The sequence below is a fragment of the Bacillus sp. JJ1532 genome, from assembly GCF_036965085.1.
In the GTDB taxonomy this organism is placed as follows: Bacteria; Bacillota; Bacilli; order Bacillales; family Cytobacillaceae; genus Cytobacillus.
Map to the genome: position 1 here is coordinate 207824 of NZ_JBALOW010000016.1, position 16612 is coordinate 224435.

Here is a 16612-nt window from a genome sequence, read left to right on the forward strand (position 1 = left end):
CATATGGATAAGGAAGTTATTTTAGAAGTTAAAGGTCTAAAAACACATTTTCATACATCAAAAGGTGTAGCTAAAGCAGTTGACGGGATCGACTTTGTTCTGCGAAAGGGAGAGACTATGGGCATTGTAGGAGAGTCGGGGTGCGGAAAATCGATTACCTCACTCTCTATACTAAGACTTATTCCCACCCCTCCTGGAAAAATTGTAGCTGGAGAGATCTTATTAAAAGGCAGAAACCTCGTAACAATGCCAACTTCGGAATTACGAAAAATACGAGGAAATCAAATCTCAATGATTTTTCAAGAACCAATGACAAGTCTAAACCCAGTTATTCCAATAGGAGGTCAAATTTCAGAGGCAATTCAACTTCATCAGAAATTGAATAAAAAGCAAGCAAAAGCAAAAGCATTAGAACTACTTGAACTTGTCGGTATACCTTCGCCTGAAAAAAGAGTTAAGCAGGAACCTTTTCTATTAAGTGGGGGAATGCGCCAACGTGTCATGATTGCTATGGCTCTAGCTTGTACACCCGAGGTCTTAATCGCAGATGAACCCACCACAGCACTCGATGTAACAATACAAGCGCAGATTTTAGATCTAATGAAAAAGCTTCAAAACCAAATAGGTATGAGCATTATTTTCATTACACATGATTTAGGTGTTGTCGCAGAAGTTTGTGACAAAGTAGCAGTCATGTACGCAGGTCAAATTATAGAAAATCGATCGACAAAAACAATTTTCAAAAATCCTTTGCACCCATATACACAGGGTCTTATCCGATCCTTACCTAAAATTCATGAAGAACAAGAGGAATTAGAAACGATTGAAGGAACTGTTCCAAGCCCATACAGCTTTCCAGAGGGGTGCCGTTTTGCAGATCGCTGTCCTTACGTTAAAGAGATTTGCAGGAACAGTTTGCCTGAATTAATCAATATTGGAGATGAAGAACAAATTCGGTGCTGGATGTATGATCCAGAGTGGAAACTCTCATCTAATGAAAAGCAGGTGTCAGTATGATTTCAGATATTGAAAAATCAAAAGAACCTTTACTTAATGTACAAAATTTAAAACAATACTTTCCTCTTAAAAAAGACTCTTTTTTTCAGCAAAAGCAAGTTGTTAAAGCAGTTGATGATATATCCTTTCATGTAATGGAGGGAGAAACTTTAAGTATTGTCGGAGAATCCGGATGCGGGAAATCTACAACAGGTCGTTCAATTCTTCGACTTGATGAACCTACAGAAGGAAAGGTTATTTTTCAAAACCGTTCATTGACTTCTCTCTCTAAACGGGAATTGCGCCAAATAAGGGGTGATATCCAAATCATTTTCCAAGATCCATATGCATCTTTAAATCCTAGAAGAAGTATTCGTCAAATACTAAGTGAGGCAATGACAATTCAAAAAGTACTCCCCAAAAATCAACAAGAAGAACGCTTACTCGAATTAATGAGTTTAGTTGGTTTAAGGCCAGAATCTCTTGAAAGATATCCTCATGAATTTTCGGGGGGGCAACGCCAACGCATTGGCATCGCACGCGCACTATCAGTCAATCCGAAAATGATTATTTGCGATGAATCAGTCTCAGCACTTGATGTATCAATACAAGCCCAAATCTTAAATTTACTAAAAAAGCTTCAGCGGGAGTTAAAATTAACTTATTTGTTTATTTCTCATGATTTAAGTGTTGTTCATCATATCTCGGATCGGGTAATGGTTATGTATCTTGGAAAAATAGTGGAGCTAGCAGATAAGAAAACCCTCTTCTCTAATCCTTCACATCCCTATACAAAGGCACTTCTTTCATCAATACCTGTGCCTAATACAGAAAGTAAGCGAGAAAGAATAATATTGTCAGGCGATATACCTTCGCCTATAGACCCTCCACCAGGTTGTCGCTTCCAAACCCGCTGCCCCTTTGCAACTGAGCGCTGCAGCAACGAAGAGCCTAGCCTGAGGTTAATAAGCAATAAACAATTAGTGGCATGTCATTATGCATAAATTTTTCTTCGTCATTATTCTAAATAACGAGAAAATTTACAAAAACCGCTTTCTTTTTTAGTAGAAAGCGGTAAAATGTTTATATCTTTCCTTGAAATGAGTGATATGCATGCTAAGTTTAGATGATTTTTCACTTTATATTATGCTTTGCATCTTATCTCCATTATTAGGAGCCTTTACTCTTTCCTTTATAATGATTTTTGAGAAAAGGTTTGACATCCTGCAAAAAGAAGCAAGTCTAATATCACTTGAAAAAGAACTCAAGTCGGCACAATATTATCAACTAAACCAGCAAATTCAGCCTCACTTTTTCTTCAATGCACTAAATACCATTTTAAGCCTTGCCCGACTTGATAGGAAAGAAGATCTTGTTCACTCTATTGAAGTTCTATCAAAATATTTTAAATATAAATATAAGACGAATCGTTCACTTATTCCACTAATAGATGAGCTTCAATACATGAATGATTATTTAACTATTCAAAACCTGCGCTTTGGTTCAAGACTAACCGTCAAACAAAAGATTGACGAGAGTTGCTTAATAGCCATGTCACCACCTTTTCTTCTGCAAACACTCGTAGAAAACTGTTTTAAACACGGAATCGAAAAAAACAGTGGGTCTTCAGAGCTAATTATTAAAATAAATAAAATTGAAGATTGTGTTTTTGTGGAGGTTTGGAATAGCGGAAGTTTTTTATCAGATATACAAACATCAAGCAATAGCGGCTATGGTCTTAATAATATAAAGAAAAGGCTAAAATTACTATTTCCAACGGAAAAAGTTTCTTTAAATCTTATTGAAAAAAACCACGGAACATCAGCAATAGTAAGTTGGCCAATGAAAACAGATGATAACACAGAGTAAGCAAACAAGGAGGTTTTAATAATGAATGTGCTTTTAGTCGATGACGAGCCTCTAGAATTAGAACAGCTTGAATATTTAATAATGCCACACTTTCCTCATTGGAGTTTCTATAAAGCCCAGGATGCTTCTCAAGCTCTTAGTATTGCACAAAAACACAACATCACATTATCTTTTTTAGACATTCATCTACCAGGTAAGTCTGGCTTGGAACTAGCTGCTGAATTAAAACAAAATTACACCATGGCAATTATTATGGTTACTGCCTTTCAAACATTTTCATATGCACAAACTGCCATTCGTCTTGGAGTGAACGATTATATTACGAAGCCTGTTATTGAGTCAGAGCTGCTTTCTATTCTCAATCCTTTCAAAAAATTATCTGCTCAATCGAGTATTATTCAACAAGTCATTACTATCATTCAAAAAGAGTATGATAGTAAGTTATCACTTGACTATATTGGTTCAAAAATACATCTTAACCCTACCTACTTAAGTAGAAAGTTTCACAAGGAAATGGGAATGAGCTTTACTGATTATTTACATACCTTCCGCATTGAAATTGCTAAAAAATATTTAATAGAACAAAAAGATTGGAGTATATCAGTCATATCGGAAAAATGCGGTTTTAACAGTCAACACTATTTTAGTTCATCATTTAATAAACTAACAGGTTCATCACCGAGAGACTTTCGAAATAAAGGGAAAAATAAATGAAACTATATTCACACTATATTAGCGGTTCACTAAAGTTTGGACTCTCTTTGGGAGTTGTAAGCTTACTTGCAAGATGGGCTACTGGAAATACAATTGTAACATCTCCTGAAACCCTTGTTAAATTTGGATTAGTTGGCGGAATTGGTTTTTCAGTTATGGGGGCTTTCACCTTCTTTATATTTGGAATTATTGCTCAGCGAATACGTATTAACTTTCCACAGCATGAAACTATAGGTGATTTTCTTAAAGATCGAATAAAGCCATCAGGCTCTTCAGCCCTATTATGGATGATAATCTTTCTTGGATTTGATTCATTATTTGTACATTCAATAGGTGTTGGAATTTTTCTAAACATTTTATTTGAAATCCCAGTGAATATTGGTCTTTTTTTCTTTTTATTTTATTGTTTCATTCATGCTGGGCTTGGAGGAATGAAATGGATACAAAGGTTTGAAGGAATTAATATTATTTTTATCTTTACAGGTATTATTTTTTTACCTGTTTACTTTTTCATTCTAGAAGGTGTTTTTCCAATTTATAATGGGATTCGCTTATATCATCCATATTTACTTTTCTGGAATAATAAAGAAGCAATACTCTTCATTATTACTGCAATATTAATCGGATTTGGCCAAATCATTACTGATCGTTCTACTTGGCAGCGTATCTATTTAATTGAACCCGCTAAAATCCGTTCCACTTTTTGGTTAACAGGAACTCTTTTGGGAACAATTCCTCTAGCTCTTTCAGCAATGACACTAATCTCGATCTTTGATCAAAGATTTCAAGATTCATACTCATTGCTTTTTCAACTGATTCCGAAAATTGATTCTGTTCCACTGGTTGTTTTAATAATGTTATTCTTTTTTGGAACTTTTACTACTACTGCAAATGCAGAATTACATGCTACAACAGTTCTTATTGTTAAAAACTGTCTAAATGATTCAAAAAAATTGACGGCTCGCCAACTTTATCAATACTCATATCTTATTTCTGGTCTTCTATGTCTTGTACTATTAGTAATTAGTTCTACTATAGCACCAAGTTTACATCAACTTCTTTTCTTTTTCGGAAAGCTATATGCAGCTCTTATTCCAGTTATGCTTTGGGTAGTTTTCAGCAAGCGTCAGATATCATATCTTATCCCTTACAGTGCCTTGATCGGATGGTTAATTAGTATATTGTTTTTTTCTACTGCTGGGCCTCTTTTATCAATTTGGATCAGTTTTTCTATTTCTCTAGTCTGTGGGTTTTTCCTAATGGCTGTTGATGCTATTGTAAAAAGGGATACTCAGGGGTAAAAGCCGAACCTATAAAATTTTAAGGTGCGGCTTTTAATATTATTTTGTTAGTTCAAGAAATTCATTAATATCATCCACACAGAGTTGAACGGCTTTTTCCCAGAACTCATGTGTGGATAGGTCTACATTTAAATGTTTCTTAGCTAAATCCTCTACTTTCATTGATGCTGTGTCCTTCAATAACGCAATATATTTTTCTTCATATTCCTTTCCTTCCTCTAATGCGCGGGCATAAATGCCAAGTGAGAAAAGATAGCCAAAGGTATATGGGAAATTGTAAAATGGAACACCGGTAATATAGAAATGAAGCTTAGATGCCCAAAATGTCGGATGATATTCTCCTAGCGATTGACCATAGGCTTCTTTTTGGGCGTCCTCCATTAGCTCATTCAATCTCTCTGTACTAACTGTTCCATTTTTGCGCTCTTCATAGAATCGAGTTTCAAATAAAAATCTCGCATGTATATTCATTAATAAGGCAACTGTTCTTTGAATTTTATCCTCGAGCATGGCAATTTTCTCTTGTTTGGTTTGCGCTTTTTTAACAGCTGCATCAGATACAATCATTTCTGCAAGGGTAGAGGCTGTCTCCGCAACATTCATCGCATAGTTGCGGTTTAATAAATGTAAATCCCTCATGGCATAGGTATGGAAGCCATGCCCTAGTTCATGGGCTAACGTGGATACATTTGAAGGTGTACCTGAATATGTCATAAAGATTCTGGACTGGCTGCTCTCAGGAAAATACGTATGAAAACCTCCTGGAGATTTCCCGGGCCTGTCTTCTGCCTCAATCCATCTTTCTGCAAATGCCATTTTAGCAAATTCGGTCATCTCATCACCAAAATGCGAGAAATTTTCTAGAATAAATTCAGCACCTTCTTGATAAGAAAGCTTCGATTCCGTATTGTTGATTGGAGCATCTAGGTCATACCAGTTTAATTTTTCAACCCCAAGCAGTTCTGCCTTTCTGTTTAGAAATTTTACAAGAGGTTCTTTATTTTTTGAAATAACATCCCACATTGTATCGAGTGTTTCTTTGTCCATTCTATTAATAGCTAAAGGCTCCTTTAATACATCCTCCCATCCGCGCTGCTTGTAAACATTCAGTCTAAAGCCCGCTAAATGGTTTAAAGCTTTTGATAAATAATCGGTTTGTTCCTGCCAGGCCCGTTCCCATTTTTCAAATATATGTTTCCGGATTTCTCTGTCCGGATTAGAAAATTTATTTGCTGCTTGCCCAACAGACAGAAGTTTTTCTTCTCCATCCACTTGGAAAGGAATTTTTATTTTTCCTACAATTAAATCATAAAGCTGGCTCCAACTATGATAGCCATCAACCCCAAGGGCATTAATCAAGCTTTCTTCTTCTTTAGATAATTTCTCTGATGCTGTCTTGCGCCGTTCGGTTAGGACAAAAGACAATTCGCTGAGTCCATGCTCCTGCAGCAATTCCTCCCAAACGGTTGAGTCGTAGCTCGTTAATTTTTCATCAAATACGGTTAAAACGTTTTGAAAGCTTGCACTTAGCCCAGTGATTTTTGCCCGATGTTCAGCCGCTTTTTTATCACTTGTTTTTTGGGCCTGCAGACAACTGACAAATGCTCCGGCTTCACGCAGCTTCTTTGTTGCTATTTGAAAGCTTTCTATTAAGTTAATTAATGATGTTTTATCTGAAATTGAATTTGTTGTTTCCCATGTATGTACCTGTAAGCCAAATTCATTAATTTTCTCTTCTGTTGTATGTAAATGCTGAGCAAAAGCCTCTGAGGAGCTGCCGCCTTTAAAGAAAACATCTAAATCCCAAATAGTTGAATAGATTGTTGCTGTCATTCTTTTTCCCCCTTTTCATTCAATAATTTTATTATAGGTTAACTTTCCAAAAAGTTCTATTAATCAGAAACACTAACATCAACATAAAAATGAGGGCAATTAAGCCCTCATTTTTATAATGATGTTAGCCAATTAATGTTTTAACAGCAGCCTGAGAAAAAAAAGAACCCGAAGAAAATAAGGAATAAGACTAGAAGAACAATAGCTAGCGCTAACCAGAATCCCCCACCGCCATAGTACGGGACAGGAGGAGGATAAGCAAATGTATACGGATAACCAAATGGCATTTTGATTCTGCCTCCCTTTTTACCTTCTATTTTTATGGTATGATTTTCATGAAATACTCGTATAGGCAATAGTATATTCATGGAAAAAAGGGGTTAAAAATAATGCTCTGAGATAGTAGCAGCAGGGAAATATTTATCAAATTTCCAAAATCGGGACGAATCCTTTGCTTCTCTAATATAATATCCGTTAATATTGGAAGGGATTTATCTCTTATCTTATTAATTTGCAGTTGGAGTGAACGACATGACCATATCGATAAGAATAAAAAAACATTTAACATTTTTAGCATTTGCTTTTGCATTAGTTGCATCTGGCTGTTCAGCCGATGAACAGAAGCAGCCATTAAAAAAAGAAGAGCCTGTTGAATCTGGCACCTTCGAGTTAAAAAAAGCAGCGCCTCAGCGTTTAGAGCAGATTTATGGGTTAGGATATCCGGGAAATGATACAGGGCTTTATATTGCCTCGCAAGAAGGTTTAAAAGTATTTTCTAATGGCGGATGGTTAGAAGGAAACTCCGAAAAACATGAATATATGGGATTCCAGGCAACAGAGGCTGGATTTATGGCGAGCGGCCACCCTGAAAAAGGATCTGATCTTAAAAACCCCCTTGGCTTAGTATACAGCCAAGATAAAGGAGCAACTATAGAAAAGCTCGCTTTCTACGGTGAGAGTAATTTTTATTTTTTATCTGTAAGCTATAACGGAAAGGTAATTTATATCATTAATCAAGAAAAAAATTCACAAATAGAGCCTGGGGTATTTATATCCGAAAATGAGGGGAAAACGTGGGAGCAGGTTCAACTAAATGGACTAGATGCAGACACACTAGGAATGATTGCTGCCCATCCTACGAATAACAGCTTAATGGCGATGTCAACTAAAAGTGGAATATTTTATTCTAAAGATCAAGGAAAAAATATGATTAAAGTTACTGATCCTATCATGTCAACTGCCTTGGCCTTTTCAGAAGACAACCTATATTATTCATCTGTTGAAAATAATAAGGTCCTTTTTTATAAAATGAACATCCATACATTGGAAGCTGAGCAAATTATTATACCATTTTTAAGCTATGATAACCCGATTACGTTTATTTCTGTTAATCATAAAGATCAAAACACCCTTTCATTTTCTACTTATTTAAATGATGTTTATGAAACGTTTGATGGGGGTCAGAATTGGAAATTAGTTCTAAAGAACGGCAGAATTGAATAAGTCAAAAAAAGCACAATCACTAGCATTAAATCCATAAATGCAAGTGATTGTGCTTTACCATTTTTATTAGCTATTTTTTCGTTTCTCCTTTTCCTTCTCTGCACGATAAAATTCATGAAACATTTTCATTAAAGCTCTTTTTTCAATTCTGGACACATAGCTTCTGGAAATGCCTAATTCCTTGGCAATTTCCCTTTGAGTTTTTTCTTTTTGCAGGTCTAGACCAAACCGGCCCACAATTACTTCCTTTTCTCTATCATCTAATACCCCTATATATTCCTTTACCTTTTCAAGCTCCATATTTAATTGGATTGTATTTATGACATCCTCTGAATCAGATTTCAGTACATCAATCAATGATATCTCATTTCCTTCTTTATCTTGCCCAATGGGATCATGGAGAGAGACATCTTTTTTTGTCTTTTTTAAAGCCCGCAAATGCATCAAGATTTCATTCTCTATACACCGCGCCGCATAAGTGGCAAGCTTCGTGCCTTTCCCCTCTGAATAGCTTTCTATGGCTTTAATTAACCCGATTGTACCAATAGAGATTAAATCCTCAGAATCTTCCCCAGTATTTTCAAATTTTTTGACAATATGAGCTACGAGCCTTAAATTATGCTCGATTAGCATGTTTCGAGCATGTGTGTCGCCAGCAGCCATCAACCGCAAATACTTTTTTTCATCAGCAGCCGATAGCGGTTGAGGAAAAGCATTATTTTTTACATATGAAACGAGAAACACAATCTCTTTCACTAAATAGCCAAGCGCTGTTAATATTCCAGACATTATTTCCACCCCCGCTTTCAAACACTTTAGCCTTAACTAATTCCTATGTGCAAAAAGAGTTGTTTTTGTCTGTCCACCTCATTTATTTTCCTCAGAAATATTTCCCACAGTCTTTTTCGAAGCTCTCATTCTATTCAAACGTGATTCTTGTAAATAGCCCAATTTTTTCTTTGCCTATTTACACCTAATATAGTAAAAACAGGCGTTTTCAATAGTACATTGTCCTCCCATGATACATATATATGCAGTGAATAAGCTTATAAATCCTAAGGAGGAGTAGCAATGAGTAAGGACATGATGGAGTCTTTAGTAAATAAAGTCATTAAAATAAACAGAGGGGGACCAGAAACGGGCTCTGGAACTCTACTTGATGTTAAAGATGACTACCTAATTTTATTGAGTGAAAACGATGGAGTTGTATACTTCAAGAATCAGCACATTAAAAGTTTAACCGAAGGCTCAAATAACGGAAAAAATGGCAATAACGGACAAAACTACAGCCTGGATCAAATTAATTCTTTAGACTACGTTGCTCCAGATACTTTTGAAGAGCTATTAGAAGACTTAAGGTATCAATGGGTAACCATTAATCGAGGGGGACCAGAAAAAGTAGAAGGCATGCTTCATGATACGAACGGAGAGTTTGTCGCTCTTTTCTGCAATGAAGAACTGCTTCGTCTATCTATGTATCATATTCGAAGCATTAGCTACGGTGTAAAGGTTGAAGAAGAAGAAAATGACAATGATGAAAGCTAGGTAAACCTGCTTGCATCCTTATAACTTAAAAGCATCAAAAAAACAAATAAAAAGGAGCTCATAGAAATGGAATTCGGTCACTATTTATCTTCATTAGTTGGGAAAGACATTAATATCTTGTTAAGCGATGGAAATTCAATCGAAGGTGTTTTAGCAGCAATAAAAAGCGATTATTTTGTAGTCGAGACGGATAACAATATTATTTACCATAATATTAAAAATATGAAGGGATTTACAAGGAGTACAAAAAACTCAAAGAATTCAAAAAACCAAAAGAACAAGAAATCAAAAACAACATTTGTAACTGATTATTCCTCTGAAGGGATGACATTAAGAGAGGTTCTCGAAGATCACCACTCAAAATGGGTTTCCATTGACACCGACGGCAATCAAAACAACAACAACAACAACAAGCAAGGGTATACAGGCTTTCTTGCTGAGATTGGAGATGACTATATCATCTTAGTCGGAAAAGACGCACAGGTTTTTTTAAATATTTCTCATATAAACACTATTGTAAAAGCTAACGAGTCTAATATGCAATCCAATAATAACAGCCAAAATTCTAATGACAACTATGATAGTGGAATGAGTGTTATGCAATTTGAATCAATTTTTGGCGGATCACGCAGCTAAGAATGAACGAGCTAATTAATTATTCCTGCTATGAAAAAGAAAGGAGGGAAAATAGTTGAAAAGCATTTTAAAAAAATTAATGGGTGAAAAAGTCAAATTACAGCTTCCTGGAAAAAAGGTCATTGCAGGAATGGTAATCGAAATAGGGAGCGATGTATTGGTTTTGTTCGATGGGAAGGATTACCTATACCTTCCCATCGTTCATATTCAAAATATTACGAAATTGGAACCTAAAGAAGATGATATTACACCTCCAACCGCAACACCGAATATTGAGCATGATGAAGAACTTTCTTTAAGAAAAGTACTCACACTTGGAAAAGGTATGTTTACTGAAATTTACATTACAGGCAATCAGCCAATCCCAGGCTTTATTTCAAGCATCATGAATAATTATTTTGTCTTCTATTCACCTGTATATAAAACAATGCTCATTTCTCTTAATCATTTGAAATGGCTGATCCCTTATACAGCCAATCAAAGACCATACAGTTTGACAAATCAGCAGCTGCCTTTACAGCCACTCAATATTTCACTAGCAAGAACGTTGGAGGTCCAGATCGAAAAAATGGTCGATGAGCTAGTTATCCTTAATATAGGTGAAAACTCCGACTTTATAGGCAAATTAAATAAATTACAAAATAATTTTATTGAGCTCATTACTGCGAGAGAGGAACTCATCTATTTAAATATGCATCATATCAAAACCATTCACTTTACCAATATTTAACAAGCCGCTGAAAAACAGCTTTATCCGCTCTTAAAAGTTCCCCCTAAAAAGATAAAAAAGGATTAACCATCATGCGGTTAATCCTTTTAAGTGTTTATTCAATTCCTACTGCTTCGACACTTACTTCGGAAAAAATAATGCAGCCAATTACAGAGCAAAGAACTGCTGCCATCACAATCGTGAACATGCGTTTGCCCCCCTTTTGAGAACCCTTATTTAATATTAAATTAACACATTTGCGGCCTGTTCGTTTAGGTTAGGTGTGAACATTTTGTTAAATAAGAAAATCGGGAAGACATGTTATTTGCTCTGGCGTTTCTTTTTTCGTAATGAAAGCGTTAATAGAAGAACATGTAAAGCCAAGGCTATCTCCTCCTAACTTAAAGCTAGGTGGTATCATTCTCCACCCATAAAATTGCTTGCCGTCCTTGCATAAGAAAAATCATTTTCATTACCACCTTTCTCTCCAATATTTTTATTATTAATTAAAATGGGCGATACAAAGTATACTGACGATCACGATTTTCTTCTTGAATTTTGTGAATCATCTCGTTATACATAATTTCTTCAACTGATTGTTTACGTTTTTTAATTGTGATTGTTAGAAAAAAGATATTTAGTGTCATATATTTCCACCTCCTTGACACAAAAAGGCCGCAAAGAGAAATTCCCTGCGGCAAAAAGGCATAAAAAAGCCACAAGGAAACGATTCTCCCTGCGGCTTGGATGTGTATTGTTAAAATAAATTAAGCAATCCATTCCTTGTAGGTCGAATTCGTAAAGTATAAAATTTGAAGTGCTTTTGCATTTCCATTAACCATGATCATTTTATTCGACCTCCTTTTAGGAATTTTTTTACTTACAAAGGTAATTATATCCATATATGTGGAGTTTGTAAACCTTTTTATTTCATAAATTTGAAAATAATATTAAAATAGGCTGCTAACAATGAATATCTTCTATTTCAGAGCCCTAACGATTTTCATGACAAGATCTGCGGAGTGTAAAGCCGCTTTATTTAAATACTGCTCAAAGGATACATCTGATTCCTTACCAGCAATATCTGATAAAGACCTTATAATCACAAACGGTGTTTCAAATTGATAGGAAACTTGAGCAATAGCCGCAGCCTCCATTTCTACTGCCTGTAGATTGGAAAACTTTCCGCGAATATACTCAACTCTAACGGGATCATTCATAAATGAATCTCCAGTTGCGATTAATCCTCTTACCACTTGAATATCCTTAATTTCTTGAGCACATTCCTCTGCAATTTGTACTAATTTACTATCAGCTTCAAATGCTGCGGGAAGCTGAGGCACTTGCCCATATTCGTAACCAAAAGCAGTAACATCTACGTCATGATGCCTTACCTCTGAAGATATAACGACATCCCCAACATTTAAATCAGGGTTCAAACCCCCAGCAGATCCGGTATTAATGATATAGTCAGGAGTAAACCTTTCTAGAAGTATAGCTGTTGATAATGCTGCATTTACTTTACCAATTCCGGAACGAAGTAGAATTACTTCAACACCATCCAGCCTTCCAGTTGTGTACTCACATCCAGCAATGACTATCTGACTTTTATCCTCTATTTTTTCACGCAATAATGTAACTTCTTCTTCCATTGCTCCAATGATACCAATTTTCATTTCCTTTTAGACCTCTTTCTTGAGTTTGTTTATCATCATGCATGTTCCCAATTTACCACTCTCATTTATTCCAATCAACTGAAATCTCATACTGACTTCCACTATCTAATTTTCTAGGTTAAAATGATTACAATTGAATGACAAAAAGGAGATCATATAGATGAACTTTAAGCTTGATTTAATTGAAGATAAAATCGAATTTTTCGAAGCGCATGACTTAAAATCGCTTGAAAAGAAAATCAGCATTCAGATTGAGCATAATAAAGCCATTCTGCTTCATGTACATCATGTATCACACCAGATGAATATGGACGAAAATGGAAAAACATTTTATTCAGCAGTCGTTCATTTTAAAGCAAAAAAATGAGGAAGGCTCATTGCCCCCTCATTTGATTAAATTTATTAGTTTTCTATTTTGTCAAGTTCTTCCACTTTCTCAGGTTTCCAACCTTGGCCATCAACCCATTGAATATAAACGCGGTACTTTTTTTGTTGGTCTTTTGATGAAATGGTGCCAACCGATCTATTATGTCCATTATTCCCTAAAAACCAAACAGTCATATTATCCTGTTCTACCCCTGCAGCATATGATAAAGCTTGCAGCATTTCTGCCCAATCAACTGAATCAGCATCATAAACAGATGTGTGTTCACCTGATTGAGATGTTCCAATTGGCTGCCAGCTAGGATTTACAATCGTCTTTTTTACATTTTCTTCTTCGCCGCCAGTAGTAACAACCGCTTCCTCTTCATTTGCAGGAGCAATTTCCTTTTTCTCAGGCTGGCTATCAGACTCTTTATCCGTATCAACTGTCTCTTCTTCTAGTTTAGATGAATCTCCTTGAGACGAATTATTTTCACCTTTAACGGGGGTTTCGTCTTCTGAGTCAGCAGGATTATCTTCCGGTGATTGATTTTCCTTACCTGAATCTGTCACCTTATTTCCTGACTGCTTTTCAGCCGTTTCTTCAGCGCTTCCCCCTAGAAAAATTGTTGCGGATACGACAATAATTAATAAAATAACGAAGCCAATTAACAAATTTAAGATTAAATTTGTTTTCCTTCTTTTTCCACGGATATTTGAGCGGGATTCCCGGCTTGGTGAGCTATATTTTCCTTTCAAAAAATCTCCTCCCCCTTTGCTTTTCTTCGTTTCATATCAATTGAATGAAGCAAAGCTTAAAAAAAATTACATTAACATTCAACCATGAAACTACTGCTTTGTCCATATATGTGATCTAAACAATGCCTGATTGTTGTCTTTTCCTCTTAAAGAGACGGATTTAGGTAAAGGAAAGTTTCACTTTACCATAAATCAATTGATTAAAACAGAGACTAATCATTTATATTTTTATTGTGATCATAGTCATAGATCTCTTTCACGAGGTCTGCGAATAAAGCATTGACACCACCCGTATCTGCAGTCACGCCTAAATTAACTGTTACAAGGGCATATTTAGGCTTATTGTAAGGAAAATAGCCGGCAAACCATTTATTATAAAGAGGCTTATCTCCATCAATTCTGCCGGTCTCACCGGTACCCGATTTCCCCGCTACCTCGTATGGAAGATTTTGAAACCATCTTCCAGTACCGTTCTCATTCACGACAACTTCCCTTAGGAGCTTTTGCAGTTTCATGGCTGTATAAGGGGAGATTGTCTCTCCATCTAGTTTTTGTTTCTTAAAATCTAATAAAGTTGTTTGATTCTTATATTCAACCTTTGATGCTACCCTCACCATTTCTTTTCCACCGCCTCTTGCAATCGTTGCCATCATATTTGCAACGGCTAGAGGTGTTCCTCTCACCTCATGCTGTCCTATACCTGTGAGACCAACATAATTTATATCCTTCTTCTCATCCTCAGTAAGGAATATTCTACCCTTGTCTTCCTCCTGCAGCTGTTTGAAGTCATGGAAATGATAAATATCTCCAGTCCATCCTACAGACCCTGTTAAGCTTAGTTTTTTTGCATAGTCTTCAATGATATTTGGATCAATATCCTTTAATTCCTTTGCTAAAGTGGCAAACGTATTATTACAGCTTCTTGCAAAGCTATTTGTAAAATCAAGCATGCCATATTGAAATTGCAAATCTGGTTCTCCGTTAATTTTCTTGCTGCAGTCAAAAGTTCGAGAGGTTTTCGTAAGATCATGATCAATGGCAGCTGCTGCAATAACTGTCTTAAATACAGAACCCATTATCTGCTGTTTGAGTAGTACATTTTCTGCTCCGCCAGCTGATTGATTGAAGGGGTCCTTTCGATTAAGTGATGGCCTTGAGACCATAGCAGCAACCGAGTTTGATTCTATATCCAACAGAATAATACCACCTTTTTTTACCCCATGCTGATCTGCAAGCTTCTCAGCCATGGCCTGTAAATTTGGATCGATTGTTGTCCTTATATTTACCGGGTAAAATGGATTCGCCGGCTCAACATATTTAACGTTAATTCCAAACAGAGGGCCACCAGTCGCATCAACGTGAAAAACAAGCTTGGATTTCCCGTCTGGCAATAGAAATTCATCGAAGCTTTTTTCCATTCCTGTTAAGCCAATCATAGTAGTTGAAGAAAGCTCTTTGTCTGGATATCGCTTTCGCAATAATTCTTCATTCTCACCAGTGATGCCAATTAAATGTTCTGCAGGATTATCCGTTAAATGGTATTTCTTCTCCACTGCAAATACACCAGGAATTTTTAAGCTGTTTATTTTTTCCATTTGCCCCTCTGTTAAAAGGATTGGCTTTGGATCTCCATACGCAAAGGGTACCTTTGCCTTTTCCACTGCATAGCGGAGGCCATATTCAGATACACCCATAATTTCAGCAACCTTCTCCAATTCCCAATCCATTTTTTTTAAAAAGGGAAACAAAATGAGGACTGGCAGACTTTTATGTGTAATGGAGCTTCCGTCCTTGTAGAGAAAATTTCCCCTTCCTGTGTCAAGCACCATTTCCTGTGACCTTTGACTTACACTTGCTTCAAGCAGATTGATTTGCCTTTTTGTGAAGTTTTCTGTCGACACCAATTGTAACTGGATTAATCTGCCGAGCAAAACAGAAAACATCAGTAAACAAATACAAAGCCACCCTATCGCTCTTCTTCTCCACATAATAAAACACCTCGTCAAAAGTTTTGACGAGGTTTCTTCTTTTCAAACTATTTTTTTACTTAATTGATACAATTCGTACATCCATGTCTCCACCAGGAGTTTGTACTTTCACTTCATCTCCAACCTTTTTCCCGAGCAGACTTTTGGCAATTGGAGAATCATTTGAGATTTTGCCATCAAATGGGTCTGCCTCAGCACTGCCGACAATCGTATACGTTTCTTCCTCACCATCTGGAAGCTCAATAAATGTAACTGAGCTGCCCAATGACACGGCATCTGCGGTCATTTCACTTTCAGAAATGATCTTTGCATTACGAATCATATTTTCAATCGTTGTAATTCGACCTTCAACGAAAGCTTGCTCTTCTTTCGCTGAATCATATTCAGAGTTCTCAGATAAATCTCCGAAGCTGCGTGCTATTTTAATGCGTTCAACAACCTCTTTACGCTTAACAGATTTCAAATACTCCAATTCCTGTTCAAGCTTTTCTTTTCCAGCTTGTGTCATAGGGAAAACCTTTTCAATTGCCAAAACCTTCACTCCTTCAATTTTTCACAACCCTTGTAGAATTGTGTTCTTTCTGTATTTTATGTAAGCACCCATGCCAATTTCTTGGCTTAAGGTGCATTTTTGCAAGATACTGCTGTGCAATGTACTTGTATAAATGGCTTTGCAGCCTATCTTGCTAATTAATATAGGAGCGCGACCTTTTTAGGGCG

General features: G+C 36.2%; 18 protein-coding genes. 10 read left to right on the forward strand and 8 right to left on the reverse strand.

Annotated features, from left to right (window positions below):
* The first annotated feature begins 3 nt into the window (after positions 1-3).
* From V7122_RS07985 to V7122_RS08005, 5 genes are all read left to right on the forward strand, one after another.
* Entirely contained in the window at positions 4-1017 is a 1014-nt protein-coding gene (locus tag V7122_RS07985; protein WP_335526254.1) for an ABC transporter ATP-binding protein, read from the forward strand.
* A complete protein-coding gene (locus V7122_RS07990) occupies positions 1014-2000 on the forward strand; it encodes an ABC transporter ATP-binding protein (RefSeq protein WP_335346900.1) in 987 nt (328 codons plus the stop codon). Before V7122_RS07985 ends, V7122_RS07990 begins: the two co-directional genes overlap by 4 nt.
* A gap of 109 nt (positions 2001-2109) precedes the next feature.
* Positions 2110-2865 (forward strand): sensor histidine kinase, encoded by a 756-nt coding sequence (locus tag V7122_RS07995; RefSeq protein WP_335346901.1) that lies wholly within the window; start codon positions 2110-2112, stop codon positions 2863-2865.
* Positions 2866-2886: 21 nt separating this feature from the next.
* Positions 2887-3579: a response regulator transcription factor gene (locus V7122_RS08000; RefSeq protein ID WP_335346902.1), complete on the forward strand. Its 693-nt coding sequence runs from the start codon at positions 2887-2889 to the stop codon at positions 3577-3579.
* Positions 3576-4880: a hypothetical protein gene (locus V7122_RS08005; protein ID WP_335526256.1), complete on the forward strand. Its 1305-nt coding sequence runs from the start codon at positions 3576-3578 to the stop codon at positions 4878-4880. Before V7122_RS08000 ends, V7122_RS08005 begins: the two co-directional genes overlap by 4 nt.
* Before the next feature lie 39 nt (positions 4881-4919).
* On the opposite strand, the gene V7122_RS08010 is transcribed toward V7122_RS08005, so the two are convergent.
* Positions 4920-6713 carry a M3 family oligoendopeptidase gene (locus V7122_RS08010; RefSeq protein WP_335526258.1) on the reverse strand — a complete coding sequence of 598 codons (1794 nt, stop codon included), beginning with the start codon at positions 6711-6713 and terminating at the stop codon, positions 4920-4922.
* 140 nt (positions 6714-6853) lie between these two features.
* Positions 6854-7000, reverse strand: coding sequence for a hypothetical protein (locus V7122_RS08015; RefSeq protein ID WP_335355560.1), 147 nt, complete (start codon positions 6998-7000; stop codon positions 6854-6856).
* A 244-nt stretch (positions 7001-7244) separates the two neighbouring features.
* Here V7122_RS08015 and V7122_RS08020 point away from each other — a divergent pair, with 244 nt between their 5' ends.
* The gene (locus V7122_RS08020; protein WP_335526260.1) at positions 7245-8216 is read left to right on the forward strand and encodes a F510_1955 family glycosylhydrolase; all 972 of its coding nucleotides are present in this window, start codon (positions 7245-7247) and stop codon (positions 8214-8216) included.
* Positions 8217-8282: 66 nt separating this feature from the next.
* Here V7122_RS08020 and sigK read toward each other — a convergent pair whose 3' ends face one another.
* The gene (gene sigK / locus V7122_RS08025; protein ID WP_335486454.1) at positions 8283-9005 is read right to left on the reverse strand and encodes an RNA polymerase sporulation sigma factor SigK; all 723 of its coding nucleotides are present in this window, start codon (positions 9003-9005) and stop codon (positions 8283-8285) included.
* 282 nt (positions 9006-9287) lie between these two features.
* On the opposite strand from sigK, the gene V7122_RS08030 reads away from it, so the two are divergent.
* From V7122_RS08030 to V7122_RS08040, 3 genes are all read left to right on the forward strand, one after another.
* On the forward strand, positions 9288-9761 hold the full coding sequence (locus V7122_RS08030) for a hypothetical protein (RefSeq protein ID WP_335347972.1): 474 nt from the start codon (positions 9288-9290) through the stop codon (positions 9759-9761).
* 66 nt (positions 9762-9827) lie between these two features.
* A complete protein-coding gene (locus V7122_RS08035; RefSeq protein ID WP_335526262.1) occupies positions 9828-10397 on the forward strand; it encodes a hypothetical protein in 570 nt (189 codons plus the stop codon).
* A 55-nt stretch (positions 10398-10452) separates the two neighbouring features.
* Complete coding sequence (locus V7122_RS08040; protein ID WP_335354169.1) at positions 10453-11127, forward strand: DUF2642 domain-containing protein; 675 nt, start codon at positions 10453-10455, stop codon at positions 11125-11127.
* 485 nt (positions 11128-11612) lie between these two features.
* Here V7122_RS08040 and V7122_RS08045 read toward each other — a convergent pair whose 3' ends face one another.
* Together V7122_RS08045 and mtnN are read right to left on the reverse strand one after the other, a co-directional pair.
* Entirely contained in the window at positions 11613-11753 is a 141-nt protein-coding gene (locus V7122_RS08045; protein WP_335526265.1) for a YrzI family small protein, read from the reverse strand.
* A gap of 333 nt (positions 11754-12086) precedes the next feature.
* Positions 12087-12782, reverse strand: coding sequence for a 5'-methylthioadenosine/S-adenosylhomocysteine nucleosidase (gene mtnN / locus V7122_RS08050; RefSeq protein ID WP_335486448.1), 696 nt, complete (start codon positions 12780-12782; stop codon positions 12087-12089).
* A 160-nt stretch (positions 12783-12942) separates the two neighbouring features.
* Here mtnN and V7122_RS08055 point away from each other — a divergent pair, with 160 nt between their 5' ends.
* The gene (locus V7122_RS08055; RefSeq protein WP_335347967.1) at positions 12943-13149 is read left to right on the forward strand and encodes a DUF2536 family protein; all 207 of its coding nucleotides are present in this window, start codon (positions 12943-12945) and stop codon (positions 13147-13149) included.
* Positions 13150-13184: 35 nt separating this feature from the next.
* On the opposite strand, the gene V7122_RS08060 is transcribed toward V7122_RS08055, so the two are convergent.
* The 3 genes from V7122_RS08060 to greA form a co-directional block, all read right to left on the reverse strand.
* Positions 13185-13904, reverse strand: a complete 720-nt coding sequence (locus V7122_RS08060) for a YrrS family protein (RefSeq protein WP_335526267.1) — start codon at positions 13902-13904, stop codon at positions 13185-13187.
* A gap of 212 nt (positions 13905-14116) precedes the next feature.
* Complete coding sequence (locus V7122_RS08065; RefSeq protein WP_335526269.1) at positions 14117-15892, reverse strand: peptidoglycan D,D-transpeptidase FtsI family protein; 1776 nt, start codon at positions 15890-15892, stop codon at positions 14117-14119.
* Between the two features lie 55 nt (positions 15893-15947).
* Positions 15948-16424 (reverse strand): transcription elongation factor GreA, encoded by a 477-nt coding sequence (gene greA, locus V7122_RS08070; protein ID WP_335347964.1) that lies wholly within the window; start codon positions 16422-16424, stop codon positions 15948-15950.
* Positions 16425-16612: the final 188 nt, after the last annotated feature.